Source organism: Pectobacterium betavasculorum, from assembly GCF_000749845.1.
Classification (GTDB): domain Bacteria; phylum Pseudomonadota; class Gammaproteobacteria; order Enterobacterales; family Enterobacteriaceae; genus Pectobacterium; species Pectobacterium betavasculorum.
The window spans coordinates 1-22,614 of the sequence record NZ_JQHM01000014.1 but is presented as its reverse complement, the minus strand read 5'-3'; the positions used below and the strand labels follow the sequence as shown (position 1 = coordinate 22,614).

Annotated in this window: 17 protein-coding genes, 3 tRNA genes and 1 pseudogene; 6 read left to right on the top strand and 15 right to left on the bottom strand. The window is 48.8% G+C overall.

Annotated features, from left to right (window positions below; translation table 11 throughout):
• Positions 1-144: 144 nt before the first annotated feature.
• Positions 145-1,041, top strand: a complete 897-nt coding sequence (locus KP22_RS17895) for a hypothetical protein (protein ID WP_039325531.1) — start codon at positions 145-147, stop codon at positions 1,039-1,041.
• A gap of 168 nt (positions 1,042-1,209) precedes the next feature.
• The gene (locus KP22_RS17890) at positions 1,210-1,791 is read left to right on the top strand and encodes a DUF2441 domain-containing protein (protein WP_167333807.1); all 582 of its coding nucleotides are present in this window, start codon (positions 1,210-1,212) and stop codon (positions 1,789-1,791) included.
• Between the two features lie 241 nt (positions 1,792-2,032).
• On the opposite strand, the gene KP22_RS17885 is transcribed toward KP22_RS17890, so the two are convergent.
• From KP22_RS17885 to KP22_RS17865, 5 genes are all read right to left on the bottom strand, one after another.
• The gene (locus tag KP22_RS17885; RefSeq protein WP_039325526.1) at positions 2,033-2,398 is read right to left on the bottom strand and encodes a hypothetical protein; all 366 of its coding nucleotides are present in this window, start codon (positions 2,396-2,398) and stop codon (positions 2,033-2,035) included.
• The gene (locus tag KP22_RS17880) at positions 2,398-6,735 is read right to left on the bottom strand and encodes an RHS repeat-associated core domain-containing protein (protein ID WP_244880045.1); all 4,338 of its coding nucleotides are present in this window, start codon (positions 6,733-6,735) and stop codon (positions 2,398-2,400) included. The genes KP22_RS17885 and KP22_RS17880 overlap by 1 nt, the downstream gene beginning before the upstream one ends.
• Positions 6,728-7,174 carry a DUF1795 domain-containing protein gene (locus KP22_RS17875; RefSeq protein ID WP_039325524.1) on the bottom strand — a complete coding sequence of 149 codons (447 nt, stop codon included), beginning with the start codon at positions 7,172-7,174 and terminating at the stop codon, positions 6,728-6,730. The genes KP22_RS17880 and KP22_RS17875 overlap by 8 nt, the downstream gene beginning before the upstream one ends.
• 28 nt (positions 7,175-7,202) lie before the next feature.
• Positions 7,203-9,050 (bottom strand): type VI secretion system Vgr family protein, encoded by a 1,848-nt coding sequence (locus KP22_RS17870; protein ID WP_039325521.1) that lies wholly within the window; start codon positions 9,048-9,050, stop codon positions 7,203-7,205.
• Positions 9,051-9,143: 93 nt separating this feature from the next.
• Positions 9,144-9,662, bottom strand: coding sequence for an Hcp family type VI secretion system effector (locus KP22_RS17865; RefSeq protein ID WP_014699222.1), 519 nt, complete (start codon positions 9,660-9,662; stop codon positions 9,144-9,146).
• A gap of 785 nt (positions 9,663-10,447) precedes the next feature.
• On the opposite strand from KP22_RS17865, the gene KP22_RS17860 reads away from it, so the two are divergent.
• Positions 10,448-10,696: a helix-turn-helix domain-containing protein gene (locus tag KP22_RS17860; RefSeq protein ID WP_039325644.1), complete on the top strand. Its 249-nt coding sequence runs from the start codon at positions 10,448-10,450 to the stop codon at positions 10,694-10,696.
• 250 nt (positions 10,697-10,946) lie between these two features.
• Here KP22_RS17860 and KP22_RS17855 read toward each other — a convergent pair whose 3' ends face one another.
• From KP22_RS17855 to uvrY, 6 genes are all read right to left on the bottom strand, one after another.
• Complete coding sequence (locus KP22_RS17855) at positions 10,947-11,879, bottom strand: AbiTii domain-containing protein (RefSeq protein ID WP_039325519.1); 933 nt, start codon at positions 11,877-11,879, stop codon at positions 10,947-10,949.
• A gap of 153 nt (positions 11,880-12,032) precedes the next feature.
• Positions 12,033-13,838: a tyrosine-type recombinase/integrase gene (locus tag KP22_RS17850; RefSeq protein ID WP_039325516.1), complete on the bottom strand. Its 1,806-nt coding sequence runs from the start codon at positions 13,836-13,838 to the stop codon at positions 12,033-12,035.
• 228 nt (positions 13,839-14,066) lie between these two features.
• A tRNA-Gly gene (locus tag KP22_RS17845) sits at positions 14,067-14,142 on the bottom strand.
• A 139-nt stretch (positions 14,143-14,281) separates the two neighbouring features.
• Complete coding sequence (gene pgsA, locus KP22_RS17840) at positions 14,282-14,830, bottom strand: CDP-diacylglycerol--glycerol-3-phosphate 3-phosphatidyltransferase (protein WP_039298625.1); 549 nt, start codon at positions 14,828-14,830, stop codon at positions 14,282-14,284.
• A 58-nt stretch (positions 14,831-14,888) separates the two neighbouring features.
• Entirely contained in the window at positions 14,889-16,721 is a 1,833-nt protein-coding gene (gene uvrC, locus KP22_RS17835; RefSeq protein WP_039298623.1) for an excinuclease ABC subunit UvrC, read from the bottom strand.
• Positions 16,714-17,370, bottom strand: a complete 657-nt coding sequence (gene uvrY / locus KP22_RS17830) for a UvrY/SirA/GacA family response regulator transcription factor (RefSeq protein ID WP_039298619.1) — start codon at positions 17,368-17,370, stop codon at positions 16,714-16,716. Before uvrY ends, uvrC begins: the two co-directional genes overlap by 8 nt.
• 643 nt (positions 17,371-18,013) lie before the next feature.
• Between uvrY and KP22_RS17825 the strand changes: the two genes are divergently transcribed.
• Positions 18,014-18,238 (top strand): DUF2594 family protein, encoded by a 225-nt coding sequence (locus KP22_RS17825; RefSeq protein ID WP_039298616.1) that lies wholly within the window; start codon positions 18,014-18,016, stop codon positions 18,236-18,238.
• 94 nt (positions 18,239-18,332) lie between these two features.
• On the opposite strand, the gene KP22_RS17820 is transcribed toward KP22_RS17825, so the two are convergent.
• Positions 18,333-18,620: a basic helix-loop-helix domain-containing protein gene (locus tag KP22_RS17820; RefSeq protein ID WP_039298613.1), complete on the bottom strand. Its 288-nt coding sequence runs from the start codon at positions 18,618-18,620 to the stop codon at positions 18,333-18,335.
• Between the two features lie 458 nt (positions 18,621-19,078).
• A tRNA-Lys gene (locus KP22_RS17815) sits at positions 19,079-19,154 on the bottom strand.
• Between the two features lie 332 nt (positions 19,155-19,486).
• Between KP22_RS17815 and cycA the strand changes: the two genes are divergently transcribed.
• The gene (gene cycA, locus KP22_RS17810; RefSeq protein ID WP_039298610.1) at positions 19,487-20,905 is read left to right on the top strand and encodes a D-serine/D-alanine/glycine transporter; all 1,419 of its coding nucleotides are present in this window, start codon (positions 19,487-19,489) and stop codon (positions 20,903-20,905) included.
• A 168-nt stretch (positions 20,906-21,073) separates the two neighbouring features.
• On the opposite strand, the gene iraP is transcribed toward cycA, so the two are convergent.
• Both iraP and KP22_RS17800 read right to left on the bottom strand, forming a co-directional pair.
• Positions 21,074-21,340 carry an anti-adapter protein IraP gene (iraP, locus tag KP22_RS17805; protein ID WP_039298607.1) on the bottom strand — a complete coding sequence of 89 codons (267 nt, stop codon included), beginning with the start codon at positions 21,338-21,340 and terminating at the stop codon, positions 21,074-21,076.
• Positions 21,341-21,726: 386 nt separating this feature from the next.
• A pseudogene (locus KP22_RS17800) lies at positions 21,727-21,996 on the bottom strand (LysR family transcriptional regulator); the annotation flags it as partial.
• Positions 21,997-22,375: 379 nt separating this feature from the next.
• Here KP22_RS17800 and KP22_RS17795 point away from each other — a divergent pair.
• Positions 22,376-22,451: transfer RNA gene (locus KP22_RS17795), tRNA-Asn, on the top strand.
• The last annotated feature ends 163 nt before the right edge of the window (positions 22,452-22,614 follow it).

The window sequence follows — 22,614 nt, the reverse complement described above, 5'->3', positions numbered from 1 at the left end:
AGAACGATGGAAACCCACTAGGGACGGAACTCGCGGAGAGGTTCGATACGTAGCATGACGGACATATTTTTTTGCCAGGCACGTTCAAATCTTCGTTCATTCGTGATATGAAGGTAAAATAAAAAGAAACTTTTATGAGCTAATATGCCTACAATCTCGTCGTCCAAAGTACCTACGCCAAAGTCGTGGGAAGAATTTGAAGAAATTACCCTATCCGCAGCAAAATTGCGTTGGAACTCAACAGATTTCTACCGTAATGGAAGACAGGGGCAGAAGCAGAATGGTGTTGATATTTGGGGACATGACGATGATGAACGTCACATCGGACTTCAATGCAAAAACACAACAGGCGAATTGGATTTAGATGTTGTCAAGATTGAGATAGAAAATGCTGAAAAATTCACACCGAAGCTGGATCGGCTCTACATTGTCACGACAGCCCCAAGAGATGCGAAGCTTCAAAAATCAGTAAGGGACATTTCGCAGAAACGCAGCAAGGCCTATGATTTTAAGGTCGATGTGCTTTTCTGGGATGACATTTGCAATGACTTAGCAAAGGATGAAAAAGTCTTCTTCGGGCACTACCCTCAATTCAAGTCGGCCGATGATCCGGCAAAAAGGCATGACAGCGCCCTATGGAGTGAACTCACGACTCTGCTTCGCTCTGATGGCGTTATTGGTTTCTTAAATCGAACAAACATGGCTGGATTTTCGTTCCGAGAATTGGAACTTGAGCCGATTCGTGAGTTTTACTTCAAGTGGAACATACCGGAGCGCGAGTTCATTACTCCTGAACTAGAGAGAATTAAAAAGGAACTTTGGTCAGAGGTAGATATATATTACGGCCTTATTGCTGATGAAACCTTCCCGACACATAATCCACAATTAAGTACGGTGCCTCCTGAATGGGAGTTTGAGCAGCCAGATAGATTTTGGCGGGTTGTGAACGCACTACATGCTCACGCAGGGAAGATCGTCGAACTGCACGCGGAAATTGTACGTGTGGGGCGAGAAAAATTGTTGACCAGTGGCGGGAAATAGCTATTTGATGAAGTGATTTTATGATGAATCGGGCAATATTTTGGTGCTACAGCGTATTTTATTAGAGCACACTAACACCGCGAGACGATGAGGTATGCGCATTTCGTTCCTAAGCATTTTGAAGAGTGCAGCATCTTTAAATCCACTATCTTCATTAGAGAGCTTATCTTGAAAAATACATATTATCATATAAATATTCTATCTCCCGATGTTACCCAATGGAGCGTTGGCGAAATTATTACATTTGAAGGATATAATAATTATTATAATAAAATAATAGAACTCATTGATTACGCACACGGCCCAAACAAAACAAACATCCACATCGACACAGTTCTTAACAATAGTGGTTATTCAATAGATGACAAACTGACCGTAACAAAACAAAGGGAAAAATATAAATACTTTAAACGAAGAGAGATAGCGTTCGAATCCATAAGAAAGAAATTTTTCTCCAAAAGGCCGTCAAGAATAAGCTGTATCTATTTAGCCCAATCAGAACATGATATTAAAGAGTGGGCCAACTTTATTTTGAATGATGCTCCTGATTACCGAATTTTAATAGTCGAGCCGATAAACACATCAAATATTTTTATTACAGGAGACCAACCTTTGTGGGAGTGTTCTCAAAGCATGAGTGATATTGAACTATCTCTTAAAGCTAGACAGTATTGGTCAGAAGACTCGATGAATGGGAATATTGAAGTATTGGTCAGTGGAGGCGTCAAAGTTCTTAGCGTATCATCTTAGATAACATGTCAACAATCTGTCCGCGATAGCATGTTTCAGGTTACCCCCTACTGCGCCAGAAATATCTAATTATATTTAATAAAATATATACACATCAAAAATTAATCATAAAATCGGATATCGTTATAGGTCTGGTTGCGGCTGTCTTCGCGGTAGTGCCACACATGCGGTGGTAGCCCGCTACACTACCTACTTGCGTATCAACAGCCAGCCAAATCAATCCGACAACATGAAAATCCACCTAATACATTTCAAATGTACATGCAGAAATTTCATAACTTCGCCCATCGGAAAGAACTATTTTATCTCCGACTATTTCGCCAATAAACAGCCCCATCTGAATGGCACCTTGCTCTATCTGCTTTCGCCAGCCCTCAATATCTCCCTTATATGATAAGGCATGAAAAAGCTCACCTGAAGGTAGCCATAGCTTACAATTTTCTACCATTGCCCCACCACTTTTTGGTATTAGAGGTTCTACTTTACCGGTCACCTTGTCGAATAAGCCATTCCCAACAAATTTATCCCTACCATCATCAGAAATATAGCGATATTCTCTCCACGCAACAGGTGTCAAACCCGGAATCTCTCTTCTAAAATCACTCATCACGGAAATATCCTAAATATTACATTGTTGAGACCCGCATCCTGAAATAACGAACCATAGTAATTAGCCAGCTCACGACTATTTGTGTGATAAATAACATCATCAAATGCAGCCGAGTATTTCTGCGCTTGAGCAAGCATTTTTTCTTGCTCCTTAATGGCAAAAGACTTACCACCTATCGCACTTTCAGGATTTCTAATTGAACGCCCCCAATCCTCAACATATTTAGCCTCAATCGCGGTATTTCTACCATTGATGCTAACAACATGATCTGCAATCCCATTAACCTTGTTACCATTAACTACAGAGCTATATTCCCTTGCTGACTGAGGAAGTTTCCCTCCATACATATCCTGTATTTTTTCTTCATATTTCCTCGCCTTTTCCCCACACCCAGCCAATCCAAACGGGTCGATCCAGCGAATAGGATTAGGCACATAGGCATAGTTACCCTCCCCCCCCAAAATACTGATCGGGTCAGGCGAGATATAACAGCCACCACTCGGATCATAATAGCGGAACCTGTTATAGCATAAGCTACTTTCCGCGTCACGGTACTGCCCGGCAAACGCCAGCCCTGGATCAAGGTTTTCAGTATTATCTGTATAGCGCTGCCCCCATAAATTGGTGCGCGGAGCCTGCCAGCGAATTTCACCTTGTGGATTAAAGATAGCCTGCGGTTCACCATTATGGCCGCTAGTCACAAAATCAGTTTCCCAGCTCCCCTCCACAGTTTGGCGCTGCTGCACCAACAATTCCCAGCCGTTATGCACCCAGTGACGGCGCGACACCAGTTCTCCGTCGCGATAATGGCGCACCTCGGCTACCTGGTCGCCGTCCCACAGATAGCAGATGTCTTCATGGGTCTGGTCGCAGCGTTTGCCAATGCGCCGTCCGAACGGGTCGTAACGGTAGAACCAGCGCTCACCCGCTGGCGTATCCACAACCCGGAGCTGGTTGCGGCTGTCCCAACGGTAGTGCCACACCTGAGGCCGATAGCCCGGCTGCACCACCTGTTTGCGTATCAGCCGCCCGGCCTTGTCGTACTGATAGTGAGTGTTGTCCTGCTGGGTCAGGCGTCCGGACTGCCATTCGGTCAGGCGGGTGGCATCTTGCGGCAGCCCGCTGCGGGTATAGCGGTATTGTTCTTCGGTGTTTACGCTGCGCCCCGTGCCGCCGCTCAGTACCGACAGCACCCGTCCGCTGGCATCGAGTTGATAGCCCGCTGCTTCACGGTTGCGCCGGGTGCCGGTCAGGTTGCCTGCGCCGTCATACAGGTATTCCCGCGTCTGGGTCGGTTGCAGGCGACCGTCCACCGCCTGGCCGCTCATCTCCCGCGTCAGCCAGCCCATAGCACCGTATTCACGGTGCTGCATAAAGCCAGCCTGACTCTGCCGGGAAGACTCCCGACCCGCACTGTCGTGCGCCAGCGTCAGCTCCGCGCCATCCGGTAACTGCACCTGACGCAGTCCACCCGTCGCACTGTAACGGAAGGTGCTGGTGAGTGCCGCACTGTCTTCTTCGCCCTCCCAGTGCAGGCTGCGGGTAACGGTGTGCGACTCTCCCTGGTATTGGCGTCGGATTTCTGTTCCGCTGTTCCGCTCCTGTACCACCCGGTCACGCTCGTCATATTCAAGTTGGATATGACTGGTGGAGGATGTCACTTCGGTCAGTCGGCCTGCCGCATCGTAGCGGTAGTGCAGGGTGTCGTCCGGTGCGGTTTCCCTAATCAGCAGGCAGCGCCCGTCGTACAGAAAGTGGCGGGTTTCTCCTTCGCCGTTGCGGATGCTGATGCAGTGACCGTCTTCATCGTAACCATAGTGGGTTTCCGTCCCCGCCATGTCCCGCTCACGGATAACCCGTGCATCGGCATCCAACCACCATTGCCAGCGGTTGCCATCCGGTGCGGTGACGCACACCAGTTGCTGGCTTTCTTTATCGTAGTCGTACCGCCAGGTGCGTCCCTCTGCGTCGGTGCGTGAAGTCAGCAGGTCGAACGGGCCGTAGGTTTGTGCCCATACCGCGCCGTTACCGTCGGTGTAGTTCAGCAGGTTGTTGTGTTTGTCGTACTGGCGCTGCTCTTGCTTGTCGTCCGGGCGCAGCAGTTGCTCCGGCAGTTTCCAGCTTGCTCGGCGGTAGCCAAGCCGATAAGTGGCACCATCCGGGCGTGTCCAGCTCGTGAGGCGGTCTTGCTGGTCGTAGCGCCGTTGCTGCGTCCGGGATTCTGCATCGGTGGCACTCATCAGGCGGTGCCGGTGGTCGTAAAACAGGCTGGCCTGCGTCCGGCCTTGTTCGTCGCTCACTTCAGTCAGCAGACCGTAGCGGTTCCATGCAAACCGGACTTCGCTGGCGTCCGGCCCGGTCAGGCTCAGCGGATTGCCCTTGCTGTCATACTGCCAGGTCCAACTTCGGCCCAATGGGTCGGTGATGCCGGTCAGCCGCTCATAATGGTCATAGTCGTAGTGCCACTGGTAGCCGCTGCCGTCGGTAAAGGTGCTGACCAGCCCGCTGTTGTCCAGATAGGCAAATTCCACAACCCGCCCTGCCGGAGAGGTTTCCCTCAGCAGATTGCCGACGTCGTCGTATTCATAATGGGTGACATGGCCAAGCGGGGATTTTTCCCACGCCATCAGGTACAGGTCATTGAAGCCGTATTCATGGCGTTGCCCCAGCCCGTCAATCATCACCACGCGGTCGGCCAGGTACTCAAAATTGGCCGTCAGGTAGCCATCGGCACAGGTGGTATAAACGCAGCGCCCCTGATGGTCGTATTCATACCGTGCCCAGGTCTGGTCGTTGTCGTGCCAACGAATCAGACGGTGATGGCTGTCATAGTCGTAGAACAGATGATAAGCGTGCGCGGCATCCGCCTCGACCAGCCGTCCCTGTTCATCCTGCCGGTATTCAGCCAGCACCGTTTTCTGGCCACCGTCAATGCGCTGCACCTGGCGCAGGAGCTCGCCCTGCCACACCAGCAGCAGTTCGATGCCGTCGCTGTGTCTGATCTTGCGCAGGTAACCTTTCGGATCGCGCAGAAAGTCGATGCGGTTGCGGTGGTTGTCGGTGATAGCCGACAGCAGTAGCTGGTCTCCCTGCTTGACGGTAAAGGCACGCCAGGTCTGGCTGTCGCGGTGCCACAGGTGAAAGCCGTTATGGCGTTTCACCAGTTTGAATTCGGGGTATTCGGCGCAGTACACCACCGTTGCACCGATCCCGAAGGTGAAATCGATGTCGTAGCCCTGCGCCAGGGTGAGGGTCACATGTATGTCACCCTGCTCGGTGCGACCCACTGTAGCCACCTCACTCCAGCTATCGTGCCAGCCATGCCCCAGCAAGCCGGTATGAGGGCTACCAGAACGGTAAGTACGCTCGAACAGCAGCGGAACGGTCTGGCCCAGCTCCAGATCGAGACGTTTTTCAATGACTTCGCCACTGGCGATGTAGACGGGATCTTTCAGGAAGCCGCGAATGGATTCGCTGACACGCGCCAGACCTTTGTTTTCTTTAAAGCCGTTTTTCGCGCACTGCACAGCGCTACGGAGCCCTTCCAGGGCATGTGCTGCTCCCGCTTTCATGCCACGCAGCACCGCCATTGGCCCTTTGGTAAACAGCTTGCCCAGTCCCCGGAACAGACCGCGACTGGGGGGCACCAGGAATTCCACCGCGAGTATCAGCGCTTTCTCCCAGCCGCTGAACTCATCCGCTACCTTGAGTGGCGATGCCTGGCCTGAACCAAAGAACACCGTTGATGCCCCTTCCTTGATCGTGGCCCCACAGACGGTTTTGTCATCCACCCGCGCCGCATGGTAGCCCTCGACAAATACCGTGGCACTGCCCTGGGCAATCAGTTGCGGGCCGCTGTGTTTGTCGCACAGCACCGCATCGATTTCAGCGCGGGAGACCGGGTTACCTTCTGCAAAGACTTTCTTCGACCCATCCTTGACCGCCCCTGACGAGGGCGACATGCTGTCAACCATCGCGGATACCCGTTTGCTGACACCGCCTATCAGGTCACTCAGCCCATACACCAGCGCCGCCCCTGCCGCCAGTTTGACTACGCCCACGACCAGAGCGAGACCAGCGCCACCCGTGATACCGGTCAGCACGACCGCACCCGCGACGGCTGCTGCTGCCACGGTAAACGCGGCAGCAGCAATTAACGCCCCGACAGCCGCGCCGGCCAGTGCTCCCCAGAAGCTGCTGTGCTTGATGGCCTTACCCGGCGAAGTAGGCGGTTTACCCTGGCCCGGTTCAGGTAAATCCGGCGGCGGTTTAGGGCGGTTACCCGCGTGCATCGCCCCGACCCGCGCAATGCGGGAGAGAATTTCCTCACGCATGACGACCTGCCTTATCCTCCGGTGTGGCAGGCGATTCAACTGCTTTGAAGGTCTCAATCACGGCCAGCAAGCTGGCTTTGTTCTCATCACTGAGCACATCGGCGGCGGTAATGGTGAAGGTCAGCAGCAGGTTGTCACGCATCTGCATCACCACCACCTGATGCATCTGCCCTTCGGGCGACTGCCAGGTGTACTCAACCGCTTGAGCGGTTTGCCCATCCAGGGTCAGCGTCCAGGCCTGCCGCTCTTCGTAGCCTTTAAGCTGCGTCGACAACTGCGTCAGCGTGTCCTGGTACGCTGCCTCAGCGGTTTTACCGCCCTCCACCGGGGTGCGGTTGACCACCAGATTGGTGGTGTCGTCAGGTAAGACAAAAACGTGCAGGGATTCATCGCGCCATTGTGCAGGAATGTTCAACGTGCCTTCATTCATCTGGTACATGTTTCAGCGTCCTTGTTGTTCTTATGACTCAGTTCAGGTCGATACGATTGCCGTTGATGGTGACGGTTTTGCCCTTGATGGTGATGTCACCTTCGTCGCTGATACTGAGAAAACCGATGTCGTTGGCAATCAGGATGCCACCTTGCTTCGATTGGATAAGGATGTTGTTTTTCACCTGCAGAGACTCGTGCGATTCTCCCTTACCCTCTGTGCCAATGACGGTGCTGCGATTGCCATGAATGGCGATAGTCTGCTGCCCCTGAATTTCAGTGGACTGGTCTTTGATGACCGACACCGTCTGATTGCCGCCAATGTTTTCGGTATGGTCAGCAGTCACGGTGGTACTGCGGTTGTTCAGCACCACGGTGTTCATGTCCTTCTGGGCATGGATAAACACCTCTTCCTGCCCGGCCTGGTCTTCAAAACGCAGCTCATTGAAACCCGCGCCCTTGTGCGTTGAAGTACGCAGCGAGGTACGTGTCTTGTTCGCCGGCAGTGGGTACGGTGACGGATTGGTGGCGTGGAAGGTACGGCCCGTCACAATCGGCTGGTCCGGGTCGCCTTCAAGGAAGCTGACGATGACCTCATGGCCGATACGCGGGATGGCGATCAGGCCGTACTGACCACCGGCCCAGCCCTGGCTGACGCGCACCCAGCAGGAGCTCTGGTCATCGCTGGCCCCGTATCTGTCCCACGGGAATTGCAGTTTGATGCGCCCGTATTCGTCGCAGTAGATTTCCTCCCCAGCCGGGCCGACGACAGTGGCAATTTGCGGACCATCGACCATCGGCTTGTACGGCAGACCGGCACGCCAGGTCGATTTGGCACTGATCACCTCGAAACTGTTGCTGTAGGTGGTGGGTTCGCCGCCGCTTTCCTCTTCCAGCGCCTGCGGCTGTTGCCCGCTGTGGGTGATGGCCACCAGTTGCCAGGCCGCATTGAGTGTCAGATTGGGGTGTTCAGTCAGGGTAAAGCTGCTGCCCGGCATCAGCATCGCGGCGTTGGATTCACCGGAACCAGTCATCGCACCCGCGCGTAACGCATCCAGCCGATAGCCGGTAAAGGCTTTGCCGCTCGGGTCTTTCTTGAAGCGGCCCGGATAGTCAAAATGCTGGTAGGTGTCGCGCTGGTGTTCCAGCTCACTGCTCATCTTGCGGTGTAGCAGTCCGTAGGCCGGTGCTTTGAAGCTGTAATCCTTGAGGGCGACCTCGGCGGTACTGACCGCTTCGGCATAGCGAAAACGGTGGACATATTCGCCTTCACTCAGGCCCTGCGTGGCAAGGTTGAAGAACAGTTCGGGGCCTTTGCTGAGCGCCCCGGCATCATCGGCAAAGACCACCCGGTGCTTGCCAGCCTCAAACTCGTGGAAGAAGTACAGGCCTTCTTCCGCTGCCAGTCGGGTAATAAAGGCTAAATCACTTTCCCGATACTGCACACAGTATTCACGGGGCGCGTGCTCATGACGCAGCGCAAAGGCGTAATCGGTAATACCGGACTCTTCCAGCAACGCACCAATAATGTCCTCGGGCTTTTGTGCCTGAAAGATGCGGGCATTGGTGCGCAGCCCCAGCCGCCACAGCGCCGGGCGAACTTCTGCCTGATAGCGGGTCCGGCGAAAGCCAGTGTCACCCTGGGCAAAGGCGCTGATGATGCCACTGACCCGGCGTTTGAGTTCTCCCTCATACCACACCCGCAGTTCACACGGCTGATCGAGTACCGCGCCAAAGTCGACACCCGGTAACGGGCTGGCCAGATTCAGCGACAGGGCAAACGGCTGGTTCAGTGCCTCGCTGAGCTGAAAATCCACCACCGCAAAGGTGCTTTCGGGCAAGGCACCGACCTTTACCGTGAACTGTAATCCTGTACTGTTTGCCACACGTCCTCCTGATGCTGTCATCCACACTCAGGCATGGCAGGGGCCATGACTCAGTGCAGAAAACCCGGACGTGGCGTCCGGGTTTGAGCCGCATCAGGCTTCGACAGGCGTGCGCCAGTCGTCAGAGCCGGACGTACCGGCAACCGTGTGCTCCCAGTCAACCTTGCGGTAGGCCAGAGAGACTTCGATCAACTGGGTGTAATCGAGCTTGGACGGGTCCTGGCAGTGCGGCATCTGGCAGTTGATGTCAACGATGGTGGCGTCAGTCAGCACGGTAGAGAAGAAGTGCTCCTGCTTGCCTTCCACTGAGGTGCGATACCACTTCAGGGTGACGGTCGGCAGCATTTCACCGGAGGCCAGGGCGTTGTACATCAGCGGCACGGCCTTGTTCAGCGCAACGGTGAACTTGAATGGTTTGTGGACACGCTGGCCGGATGGCTGGCCGGACTGTGGGTCGGTTGGTACGGTGACGACGTGTTTGAATTCCTGAACCAGCATTTCGTCTTCGTGGCCTTCCACGTAGATGTTGCCGACAGAGTCAGAGGTGAACGCCCCTGCGGTGATGTTGCCCTGAGTTTTACCTTCGATGCTGATATAGCATGGAGTTGGCATAGTCTTGCTCCTTTCCTTGTTGTTGATATAGGTAACGCTTCGTCGTTACTCATATCAATAACCACGCCAACTTTTATCCATATGTTTTTATTGCTTATTTTCTTAAATCAAATTTTCCCTAAGCCAAATTTGAGCAAGAAGTTGCTCAGGCCACCCCGAAACAATGATGATTCTTTGTAAAACTGGCCCAGGCAGTTGGATTATTCTGTGATCTGCGCAATAAATGGCCTGAGCTTCTCAGTTGTTCTGACAATTTTTGTTAGTTTTTTATACCGCAGTCTTTTTGAAAGGTTATGGCTATTAATCGTCCAGTTAATAAATTGAAAACATTAATTTTGGGTCAAATACCCGGCAGTGCAAATTCTGTCCGAATCGCCACCCACAACATGGATCTATTTATGGTTATGACGCAGCAGAGGACTGACATCAAATAGATATCGCACTCCACTCACAAGAAACGCATCGGCTTGGCAGCACTCTCACGACAGGCAGATTTAATTGAATCCACTCTCGCCAACCGCCAATTCAAAAACATTTTAATTTGAGAAAGCTGCAAATTTCACTTATCTTAACTATGCCTTTGGCAAAATCCATTGGCGGGGATTTGCAGCCCCATAGCGAGTTACCCATCAGCGTTCACACGCTGATGTGCCTGAGTACGCCCCTGTTATGGCGGTTCAGGCAGGGGAGGACATTGTCCTCGCCGGTTTAGGTAACTTGCCCGGTACTGCAAACCCTGTCTGAATCGCCACCAGCAGTAAGACTCAGGGTTACTTCATATGACAATGAACAAGCAGGACTGGCACAACGCCGATATCATCGCAGGCCTTCGCAAAAAGCACACCACACTGGCTGCTTTGTCCCGACAAGCAGGGCTAAGCTCCTCTACTCTCGCCAACGCACTCACACGCTCCTGGCCGAAAGGCGAACAACTGATTGCCAATGCACTCGGCGTGGAGCCCGCCGAAATCTGGCCTAGTCGGTATTTTGATGATGATGGCAATAAACTGGAAAGGAAAACTAGGAATAGTTGATTGACTTGCGTTACACACCAGGGAAATAAGCGCTGCATCAATTTAATGATTATGAAAAACAAGGGATGCCTCTACCCAACAAAAGCAGCGACACTACTTATTTCTTATTTCCAGAAAACAACAAAAGCATTATTAACAACAATGCATTCGCATCGACAGAGAGACAACCCACATCATTAAGGCACTATCACATAAGAAAGGTATGCAAATTAATGACCTAGGCATACCTCTTCTTCATACTGATAGGAACTTATACGGGAATACCATAGTGATGGCAGATGTAGTTAGTAAGCAGTGCAGGTGCTGCTGCTCCAGCAATTTTTATTGCCCCTGTAAATGCTTTACCTGTCATCTTACCGATCCACGCCCCAAAGCCTTTCTCAACCTCTTCTTTGGAAGACGGTTTGGGAATCTGTTCAACAACCTGCTTGAGTTCTTGAATATCAGCATCCTCAATACCATGCTCTTTGAGTTGGCGCTCAAGAATGCTGAATTCAGCATTAATATTTTTCTGTTTTACATGACTAACAGCACCACCGACGACGCCCTTATCATTATTAACGTCACCAATTACGGTCATTCCATTACCATGATTATTAATCGTATTATTATAAGTCACGTTCTGCGCCTCCCTCTTTTCTTCTAGTGAAAACAACAACCCATCACCAAAAATACCTTTACTCTCAAGCAACAACGACCAATCCAATATCTTAGATCTGATATTTGATATCATTTTAGTGATTTGCGTTGGGCTTATTTCCCAACACAGTCGAAAATTGGTGCCAGAGGCCTTCTGTAGAAACTCAGCCATAAACGCAGGCAAGTCCGTATAAAGCGTAGATTCGCTTTTAGAGTATTCGACCAACATCGACACAGGGTTATTTATATGAACCGTGGTTAGTGAACCATATATTTCTTGATATTGATCGGTTACATTACCAAGATTACAAGGTATCCACCCCACATAAGGATTAAAGGCTCGAATGGAAGTGCCTACTAGAACTCTATAGGCAGGCAAAAAATCGTAGCTAGGATAACCATTTAGCTCATATTCCAGCCATTCTGAAATATCTTTCAAACCAAGTTTTACTGATATCATTTTTGCTCTTGAGAGCAAATCTTCAATATTGGTAGAGCTTGAGCCAGCCATATCTTGAAGTTTTAACACAGGAGAATCTTTCATAGGACATCGCTCGTTGTGTAGTTAGACGCACATCTTATCCATTAGCTGGATTTACCGTAAATAAATATAGTGCCTTCGAGCGTCGTTATGATCGATCCCCTCCTCATCCAGACCAAAGGGCGTATAGCTTAGCCGAGCGCCCCACAAGTCTCCTCACACCTTTCTGTCAAACTCAAGTGCTTGTGATGGCAGTAGCACCTGTACAACATTGCCCATATTATTCGGCGTAATAATATCAATAGCTGCACGATCATCCAGTTCAGGATGAACGCTGATTAATAATCGATATACATCCCATCCTTCAGCATGGGGAAGCATCTTCATCATAACCTGCGTCAGTTTGAGTTTCATCGGCACCAACTGCCACTCAGGCACCCTCTGCCCACGGTTCCCAAGGCTGATTGTCAACAACTTGCCCGCCTTGATTTCTCGATTAATCTGATCCTTGGATTTTCCGGCCAGCTTGGCAAACTGAACGACTGGCAAGTTGTGCGGTGCTTCATAAGCTGCAAGCATTTCCATCCGTTCACGCTGCAGGTCAGAAACAGGGATTTCAACTACAGGTTCAGGCACAGGGCGTGCCGGCACAGCAGACAAGCGGTGAGGCGTAATGCCACCGACGGGTGACACATCTTTCAGCATTGCCTCCGTCTCATTGCTTTCATCCAGAACGGGCACACCATCAATGCGAATGGTCAGATGCTGACTGGCCGCTTCTACTTCTCCCTGCTCCAGCAAGTCCAACCGATCCGCCCAGTCCTGCATCATCTTGCGTCGGGGCTCTACATAGAGTGCATGGTTGTAAGCTGCGCTCACCTGGTTGGGATCGCAATGCGAAAGCTGGGCGTCCACCCAAACTTTGGGGTAGCCCACTTCGTTGAGTGCCGTGGAGATCGTGCCACGGATGCCGTGACCAGTGAGCAAATCCTGATAACCCATACGCTTGAGGGCACCGTTCAACGTGTTCTCGCTGATACGTTTTTTCAAATCGCTGCGGTGCGGGAAAAGATACCGTTGTGCCGGCCTCACTTCTTCGAGCAGGTAGCGAACAATCTCAATCGCCTGAATAGACAACGGTACGATATAGGAGGGAATATCCTGGGGTCGCTTGCCTTTCTTGCGCATATCCGTTTGCAGTTGCTTGACCACTTCCGGAGGAATAATCCACAGCCCTTGTTCCAAATCGAACTGCTCCGGAGTCGCCAACCGTAGCTCGCCTGTACGCACGCCCGTCAGCAGCAACAAGCGGATTCCAAGTTGCGTCGTGATCGACCCACGATAACGTCGCACTTTCTGCAGAAGTTCGGGCAGCTCAGGTAAACGCAAGAAAGGATTGTGAACAACAGGTGGAGCAGGAACAGCTACCACATCCAAGTCAGATGCCGGATTGCTCTCTAGTCTTTCGACTTTCACCTGCGCAAAGCGGAACAGTTGATTGAGCCAGGAGCGTACTTTCTCTGCGGTGGTGAACGCCTCTCGCTGCTCAATCTTGGAGAGCACGTTCAGCAAGTCGGCACGACGAACGTCGTAAATAGAGAGCTTACTCAGGCTTGGCAGCACATCACGCTCAAAGATGCGCAGAATTTGCGACAAGGTGCTGTTGCGCCCCTCTTTGAGCTCTAGCTTACGATGCTCAACCCATTGAAGAAACACAGCCTTGAATGTGTGCTCGTCGGCAAGTCGTACGAACTGCCGTTTATGCTTACGATCGAGCTTGGGATTGATGCCCTTGGCAAGCAGGGCACGAGCCTGATCGCGCAGCGTTCGCGCCTCACGCAAACCGACCTCAGGGTAAGTCCCCAAGGACATACGCTTTTGCTTGCCAGCCCAAGAATAGCGGAAGTGCCAAGACCGACCGCCCATGTCGGTCACAGCCAATGAGAGACCATCGATGTCGCCTAGCGTATAGGCCTTGCCTGTTGCCCTGGCTTGGCGAACCGCCATGTCTGATAGTGCCATAGTTCCAGCTCCTAACTTGAAGAGTTAGGCTAGATCCTCGACTCATGGCTCGCTCCGACCCAGCAAGAATACGGAACCCCACGCACCCGTTTTTTATGGACTAAAAAATGGACTAAAAAAGCGTGGATGTAGACGGATTCCAGTAGACTTCGCTGGAACGAAAAAAGGACCCGAAGGTCCTATTTTCAACGACTTGCAGACTTCAGTAGCTGTCTACAGATCATAAATTGGAGCGGGAAACGAGACTCGAACTCGCGACCCCGACCTTGGCAAGGTCGTGCTCTACCAACTGAGCTATTCCCGCAACACAGAACTCACTGATTTTTCTAACTTCTTATAAACCAGCGTTGCTGTTGATGCGGTGCATTCTACTGACCTGACGCGTTGAGTCAACAGAATTATCAAGCAACCGCATTCGTTTGCTGGTTTTTACGGCGCTTCGATCAAGGTTCAAGCAAATCGTGGCGCGCAGCGTTTAAATATTGAAACATGGACCAGAAAGTCAGCACTGCTGCTATGTACAACGCCACAACACCAATACCTTCAACAATGCGCTCTGGACGCCATAGCAAAGCAAAAAGCGCCATCATCTGAGCCGTGGTTTTAACTTTTCCTATCCACGAAACGGCAACGCTGCTTCTTTTACCAATTTCAGCCATCCACTCACGTAATGCTGAAATAATGATTTCCCGCGCGATCATTGTTGCAGCCGGCAGCGTAATCCACCAAGAATGATAATATTCCGCCACCAACACCAGCGCGACAGCCACCATCACTTTATCCGCAACAGGGTCGAGGAAAGCACCAAAGCGCGTGGTTTGCTTCCAGCGGCGGGCAAGGAAACCATCAAACCAATCCGTCACGGCAGCAAACACGAAGATCAACGAGCAAAGCAGCGGTGCCCAGACGAATGGAAGATAAAACGCCAGCACGAAAAACGGAATAAGAGCAACACGAAACAGGGTAAGCAACGTCGGTATATTAAATTGCATAGCGCTTAGGTAACTATCTGGCTGGAGTGGATACTAGGAGTATGTTGCTACATTGTCCCTAGTGTTTCAATGCATGGAAGATTTTTTCTGCCAATGCATGCGAAATTCCTGGAACATTTGCAATCTCCTCAATGCTGGCATTCATCAAAGGCTGTAGCCCTCCCATGTATTTAAGCAGGGTTTGACGACGTTTAGGGCCGACACCTTCAATAAGCTCCAGCGTACTGGTGTTTTTTACTTTTGCTCTCTTCTTACGATGTCCACCAATCGCGTGGTCATGCGAATCATCGCGAATATGCTGGATAACGTGCAGCGCAGGAGAATCAGCGGGCAATGCTATGCCCTCACCTGTCGCCTCAAAAAACAGTGTTTCCAGCCCGGCCTTACGATCGCTGCCTTTCGCGACGCCAAGTAACAGAGGCTTGTTTTTATCCCACGATACCTGCAATGAGTCAAACACAGCCTGAGCCTGGCCGAGCTGCCCTTTCCCACCATCGATCACAATAACGTCCGGTATTTTACTGTCATCTAACGCTTTACCATATCGGCGCCGCAGGACTTGCGCCATGGCGGCATAATCATCACCGGGCGTAATACCACTGATATTATAGCGACGATATTCAGAGCGTAGCGGTCCATTTGCATCAAATACCACGCAGGATGCCACAGTCTGCTCCCCCATAGTATGACTGATATCAAAACACTCCATTCGATGGATTTCTGGCAACTGCAAGACGTTGGCTAATGCAGTAAAACGCTGATGAATGGTGGATTGCTGGGACAATTTTGTGACCAATGCCGTAGCAGCATTCGTCCGCGCCAGTTTTAAATAACGAGCACGATCGCCACGAGGTTTCGTCTGTATCTGTACTTTTCTACCCGCGACCTCCGTGAGGGATTCCGTCAGTAAATCTTTGTCAGGCAAGGTAAAATCAAGAAGAATTTCTGTGGGAAGCGTTCGACCTAAACTTCCTTGTAAATAAAATTGCCCGACAAAAGTTTGCACAACTTCTCCCAATTCTGTACCGCCAGGCACTTTGGGGAAATAGCTTCGGCTGCCAAGCACTTTTCCCTGTCGGATGAAAAGGACATACACGCAGGCCATGCCGGCATCAAAAGCAACGCTAATGACGTCCAAATCTTCTCCGTCGCCGGAAACAAATTGTTTTTCCGTCACTCGACGAACCGCTTGGATCTGATCGCGTATTCGTGCTGCATCTTCAAAATGCAGGTCACGACTGGCTGCTTCCATCCGGGAGATGAGTTGATTCAGTACTTGCTGATCTTTACCGGACAAGAACAGGCGAACATACTCAACCTGCTGCTGATAATCTTCTTCGCTAACCAAACCACTAACGCAAGGCCCAAGGCAGCGCCCAATTTGATATTGCAGGCAAGGGCGGGAGCGATTGCGGTAGACACTGTTTTCACACTGACGCACCGGGAACAGTTTTTGCAGCAATAGTAGCGTTTCACGCACGGCATTGCCGTTAGGAAATGGGCCAAAGTATTCGCCCTTAGCATGCTTAGCACCACGGTGAATGGCCAGACGCGGATGAGCATCCCCGCTCAGGAAAATCATGGGATAGGATTTATCGTCGCGTAACAAGACGTTATAACGCGGCTGATAAAGTTTGATGTAATTGTGTTCTAGTAGTAAGGCTTCAGTTTCTGTATGCGTGATCGTGACATCAATATGCTTGATGCTTTTGACTAACGCCTCGGTTTTACGGCTGGCAACATGACTGCGGAAATAGCTGGCAAGTCGTTTTTTTAAGTCTTTTGCCTTACCAACATAGATGACCGTATTGCCGGCATCGTACATACGGTAGACCCCAGGCTGGCTCGTTACCGTTTTTAAAAATGCCGAAGCATTGAAGCTCTCACTCACTACTTAACAATGTCTCCGCGGTAAAAAGCCCATGCTTGATAGCCAGATGCGTCAGTTCTACGTCTCCGTTGATATTCAGCTTACTGAACATACGGTAACGATAGCTGTTCACTGTCTTAGGGCTAAGATTAAGCTGATCTGAGATTTCAGTCACTTTCTGCCCCTTCGTTATCATTAGCATAATCTGTAATTCGCGTTCAGACAAACACTCAAGCGGCGCATCCGTCTGCGGTTCCAACTGGCTTAATGCCATTTGTTGAGCAATATCAGAAGCAATATACCGCTTTCCTGCATGCACCGCTCGAATGGCAGAGATCACTTCCTGAGGGGCTGCTGCTTTACTAACATATCCTGCGGCACCAGCCTGCATCACTTTAGCAGGTAATGGGTTTTCCGTATAAATGGTAAGCATGATGACTTTTATACCTGGAGTAAAACGCAAGATTTTACGCGTTGCTTCAAGCCCACCGATGCCTGGCATGCTCATATCCATCAGAACAACATCAACATTATTGCTTCGACACCATTTTACGGCATCTTCACCACAGCCTGCCTCACCAACCACTTTCAGACCTTTGATATCGTCAAGAATGCGTCGTATCCCTGCCCGCACCAGTTCATGGTCATCAACAAGAAAAACGCTAATCAAAGAATAATTCTCCAAAAAAGGGAGTAACACTTACATGAAAAATTGCTTGCAGGTGATACTACGTTGGTTTCAAAAAATAATGAACACTGATTTATATGAATATGTATTTTAAAATATGCCGAGAAGGAATAAAGCGCATTTCCCGATCATAACAATATATCGTTAACCTGAGGGTGTATGTTGATCACACTCTTAACATTTCAAATATGCCGAGCAGTATAAACAGTTCCATGGCACAAAACGTATGAAAAACAATGCAAATTAAATGGCATGCAATTGGCTTTATATTTTAAATGTCAATAAAAATTCACTTTTGTAAGCGAGGTGTTGCTGGAAAATTCAGCATCGCCTACAACTGTATTATACAAATAATATATTCAGAAAAAAAAATCTATAGCGAATATCATATGTATTAAACGAAACACATCTATAGCCTTTTCCACAAAAAACCCTCCAGAATATAGATGCTATTTAAATAAGTTAAATGCATAAAAAACAGTCACTAAAATGGCGTTATCAGTGAATAATATCAATCCATTATATGCTTTATGGTATACTCCCCCCATCTGGTCCTGCCTGTCGTGCCAGCGGCAATGCACGCCGCAAGCGAAGGCAAACATCTTTTTCTTGTTGAGGAAAAAACATGAGCAACGCAGATTTTTCTACTGTCGCATCCGCTGAAACACTGGCCCATGAGGTTACCTGTTTAAAGGCTATGGTTACACTGTTATTAAAAGCTATCGGCCAGGCAGACGCTGGTAAAGTCATCATCAATATGGAAAAATATATTGCTCAATTGGACGATGCCGAGCAGGCGGCCGTTTTTGATAACACGATTAAACAAATCAAAACCAGCTACCGCAAATAGCACTAATTGCTACACCGTCATCTCAGTAATTTGCTCGGACGGTGTAGTGATATTTAGCATTATCATTTTTGATTTAAAAAATAGAGACTCTAGTCTATTTATTTCCGATGCTAATGAGTTTCAAAAGCAGTGCCTTTTCTTTCTTTTTATATTGAGTTAATTCCGTCACCAGTGCTTTATCCAGGAACTGTTTTCTGGAAAGCTCTTTTCTTTCATCAACCAGCTCTCTCAGCTCGGTAAAGCATTCATTTATTTTGTACTCTTTCGAACTTTCTGTACAAATTATCTCATGAATTGCCTGGCTCAGTTCAGACAAAGAGATAACCGATTTTGGGTCCTGGTGACTTTTTTCTATGACAGCCAGTAATTTTTCGAACCCCATATCACCTCCGAAATCAAGCAGAAACTTGCTTATGGCTAACCAGGAAACTTCAGCTAACTCTAAACGCCGCCCCCAGTGGATGTAAACACAACCCTGTGTATGCAACTCGCAACATTATCTACAGTCTGTTGACTATCCCTCGGCTAAGCATAGCACCTTCTCACCACTCTTCGGGATGCATAGGACATATCCTCAGTAAGCAGTGCAACATCTTGCATGTTATATCATCAACCACGTTATATTTCGTTCTATGCTCAAATGACAGATGAATAAAAATAGCCATATTTCTCCGCATGAACTAATCAGGAGTAAACGTAAAAATATCAGAAAGAATAAAAATGAGGGATTTATAGTCAGTGAAAAAAAACGGTAAAATTAGAAGACGGGGATAAATAAATTAAAAGAAACTAAAAAAATAATAATAATTCGAAAATTAACTTGTAACTCATTGAAATTGTTGGTGGGTCGTGCAGGGTTCGAACCTGCGACCAATTGATTAAGAGTCAACTGCTCTACCAACTGAGCTAACGACCCAACGGCGAGGATTATTCTCCTCCCGGGCGCACCTGTCAAATACTTCATATTAATTTTTTATACGCGATAATAGCATTGTTAGCAGTTGGCAATTTTGTTAACCTGCTCAGTCTATATATACCTTTCATCGTTTTATATCCTTTTCATTTTAGGGCGAAAAAACATACAACCTCACCTTACATCATTATCTGACTGCTTTATGCTGGGCGATCTCAGACATACGCTGTAATAAGTACGGAGGTTGCGCTATCTTATTCGTTTAGATTTTCTCAAATGAGAGCCGCCAAAGAGCTCAAAAAACATCACAGACAGAAACAGGAAAGTGTACTTATATGGTTGAAAAATCAAGAGAAGCCGCAGATCTTACCCCTGAACAGGGAAAGGGACTGCAACGGAATCTGACTAATCGTCACATTCAGCTCATCGCCATTGGCGGAGCAATCGGTACTGGGCTATTCATGGGCTCGGGCAAAACCATCAGCATGGCTGGCCCTTCGATCATCTTCGTTTATATGATCATTGGTTTTATGCTGTTTTTTGTCATGCGCGCAATGGGGGAATTATTACTCTCCAATCTCAACTATAAATCATTCAGTGATTTCGCGGCTGATCTACTGGGGCCATGGGCTGGGTTCTTTACTGGCTGGACTTACTGGTTCTGCTGGGTCGTAACCGGCATTGCCGATGTCGTAGCTATTAGCGCCTACACTCAATTCTGGTTCCCTGATTTATCGCAGTGGATCCCTTCCCTGCTTTGTGTTCTGCTATTACTGACGCTAAATCTGGCAACCGTAAAGCTGTTTGGCGAGATGGAATTCTGGTTCGCAATGATAAAAATTGTCGCTATCGTTGCGTTAATCCTGGTCGGTGCCGTGCTGGTCATGATGCAGTTCTCTTCCCCATCAGGAAACGTCGCCTCTTTTACCAACCTATGGAATGATGGCGGCATGTTCCCTAAAGGAATAAGTGGCTTCTTTGCCGGATTCCAGATAGCCGTATTTGCATTTGTTGGTATCGAACTGGTTGGTACTACTGCCGCTGAAACTAAAAATCCGAAGGTCGTACTGCCCCGCGCTATTAACGCTATCCCGATTCGTATCATCATGTTTTATGTATTTGCACTAATCATGATTATGTCCGTGACGCCGTGGAGTGCAATTACTGCGGATCGCAGCCCTTTCGTAGAAATGTTCGTTCTTGTGGGCTTACCAGCAGCCGCCAGTATGATCAACTTCGTCGTATTGACGTCGGCAGCATCCTCAGCCAATAGCGGCGTGTTCTCAACTAGCCGCATGCTCTTTGGCCTCGCTAAACAAGGTGATGCACCGAAAAGCTTCGGCATGCTTTCTAAACGTTCTGTTCCTTCGACGGGATTGATGTTTTCCTGTATTTGTTTGCTCTCTGGCGTGGTATTGATCTACTTGATTCCAAACGTAATGACCGTCTTTACGCTGGTGACCACCGTCTCTGCAATTTTATTCATGTTCATCTGGAGCATCATCCTGTGCTCTTACCTGACATATCGTAAAAAGCGCCCTCATCTACATGCGGAGTCATCATATAAAATGCCATTAGGTATTTTTATGTGCTGGATATGTCTGGCCTTCTTCGCGTTTGTTATTGTACTGTTAACATTGCAGCCAGATACACGCCAGGCGCTTATTGTCACGCCGCTGTGGTTTATTGTTCTGGCTATGGCTTATCAGTTTATTCGTCGGAAAAAGCAGGTTCAGGCGGTTAATGTGAAGTAAAGCGGATAAACGCAAGAAAGGCGCGGACAACGTCAGCGCCTTCAATTTTTTTCAGTAAAGTCACGCATAGCACAAGTATTCTCTATTGTTGAATATAAATAATTCTCAATTGATGTGTTGAAATTAATATGCTGTCAATTAATGTCATCACCATTGATATATAGAAAGCTATTCCCGCAATGAAACGGTTGTGATTCGATTGATGTTTTTTGCCAATAATTCCAAGGCTAAGTAATTGTGTTGATCCTTCCGCCGCGAAGCATCAGCGACCACACTCTCTATTTTCCTGTTTAACTCATTGATTTTACTATCATCAAGTGTTGACACAATGGCAGAAATCAGCATCTCTAACGATTCAACCTTCGCGTTAAGCGCTTTTTCTCCAACTTCTTTTTCTGCCAGCTTTATTAAAAGATGAGAGAGGATATTATTCATTTGAACTCCTTAATCAAAAAAATAACCGTCATACACCCATAAGGCAATACCTGTTCTCTGGTGCACAGGATTAGAGAAAACATAACGAAGATTAATGTAACACTGTGAATGGCCTGACCGCTAGTGTCTATTACCATTTTAAGGAAATCATATTCACATCGAGGCAATAAAATGAAATTATAGATAAATAAATCCAATAAATAAAAAAACTAAAAATCCATTTTATTTTTAAGAGCAACGCCATTCTTTGAAAGAAGCGCGACAATACATGAAGTTATGAGGAAGTTCACAAAAAAAGCATGTGAGGCAAACAATATATCTGATATGAGAATTTAATTAGTCGCCAGCCATCGGGAAATGGCTGGCTCCATGGATAACGCTTATGCACTCATTGACTGCCGCGCACCACTTACCGCATCCTTTGCCTGTTCACACTGCGACAATATTGTCTGTGCATGAGAATAAAGAATTTTCCCCGCCTCGGTAGGCGTAACACCACGCCGACTCCGTACCAACAGTTGTTTTTCGAGTTCACCCTCCAGCGTTGCGACCTGCTGGCTCAGCGCCGGTTGTGCAATATGCAACAACTCAGCAGCCTGTGTCAGGCTACCGATATCAACGATTTTCACAAAATACTTGAGCCGTCTAAGATTCATGTCTGCCTCCTGAGTAGTTACCCTAAAGAGGTAGCAAAAAGCGCGCCACATTATATTTCCACGTCTAAGAAAAAGTGATACCTCATTGATAAGCCACAGGTAAAATAAGCAAAAGCAATGATTCTGCTAACCAATGCCCCCAATTTTTTATAGGACCCTCATCATTAAGCCGATGCCAACCTGCACCATCTTAAAGCAATCCCTGCTATTTTAGAGTGCAGGCCGACCCGCTAATCAGCACATTTCATTGCTTTTCGGTGCTAAACTTGAGCAATAATTTCAATATGTTGGTTATTAGTTCGGCAATCAAACGCACCGAACGATAACAGCCTTTGACAACCCGAAACGCTCCCGCTATTATCCATCGCACTTAACCGATTCCTCTGTAGTTCAGTCGGTAGAACGGCGGACTGTTAATCCGTATGTCACTGGTTCGAGTCCAGTCAGAGGAGCCAAATTCTTGTTTTCATGCCGCTCTGCGAATCCTTATATGATTCAGATTCAATAAGTTAGCGTGAAAAGTCTTCCCGATGCATTTTCAGTTTTCCCTCCGCATCGGGAGAATTTGGTGGTCAGATTTGGGGTCAAGTTGGTTCGATGACGGAGTGACCCCCAAAT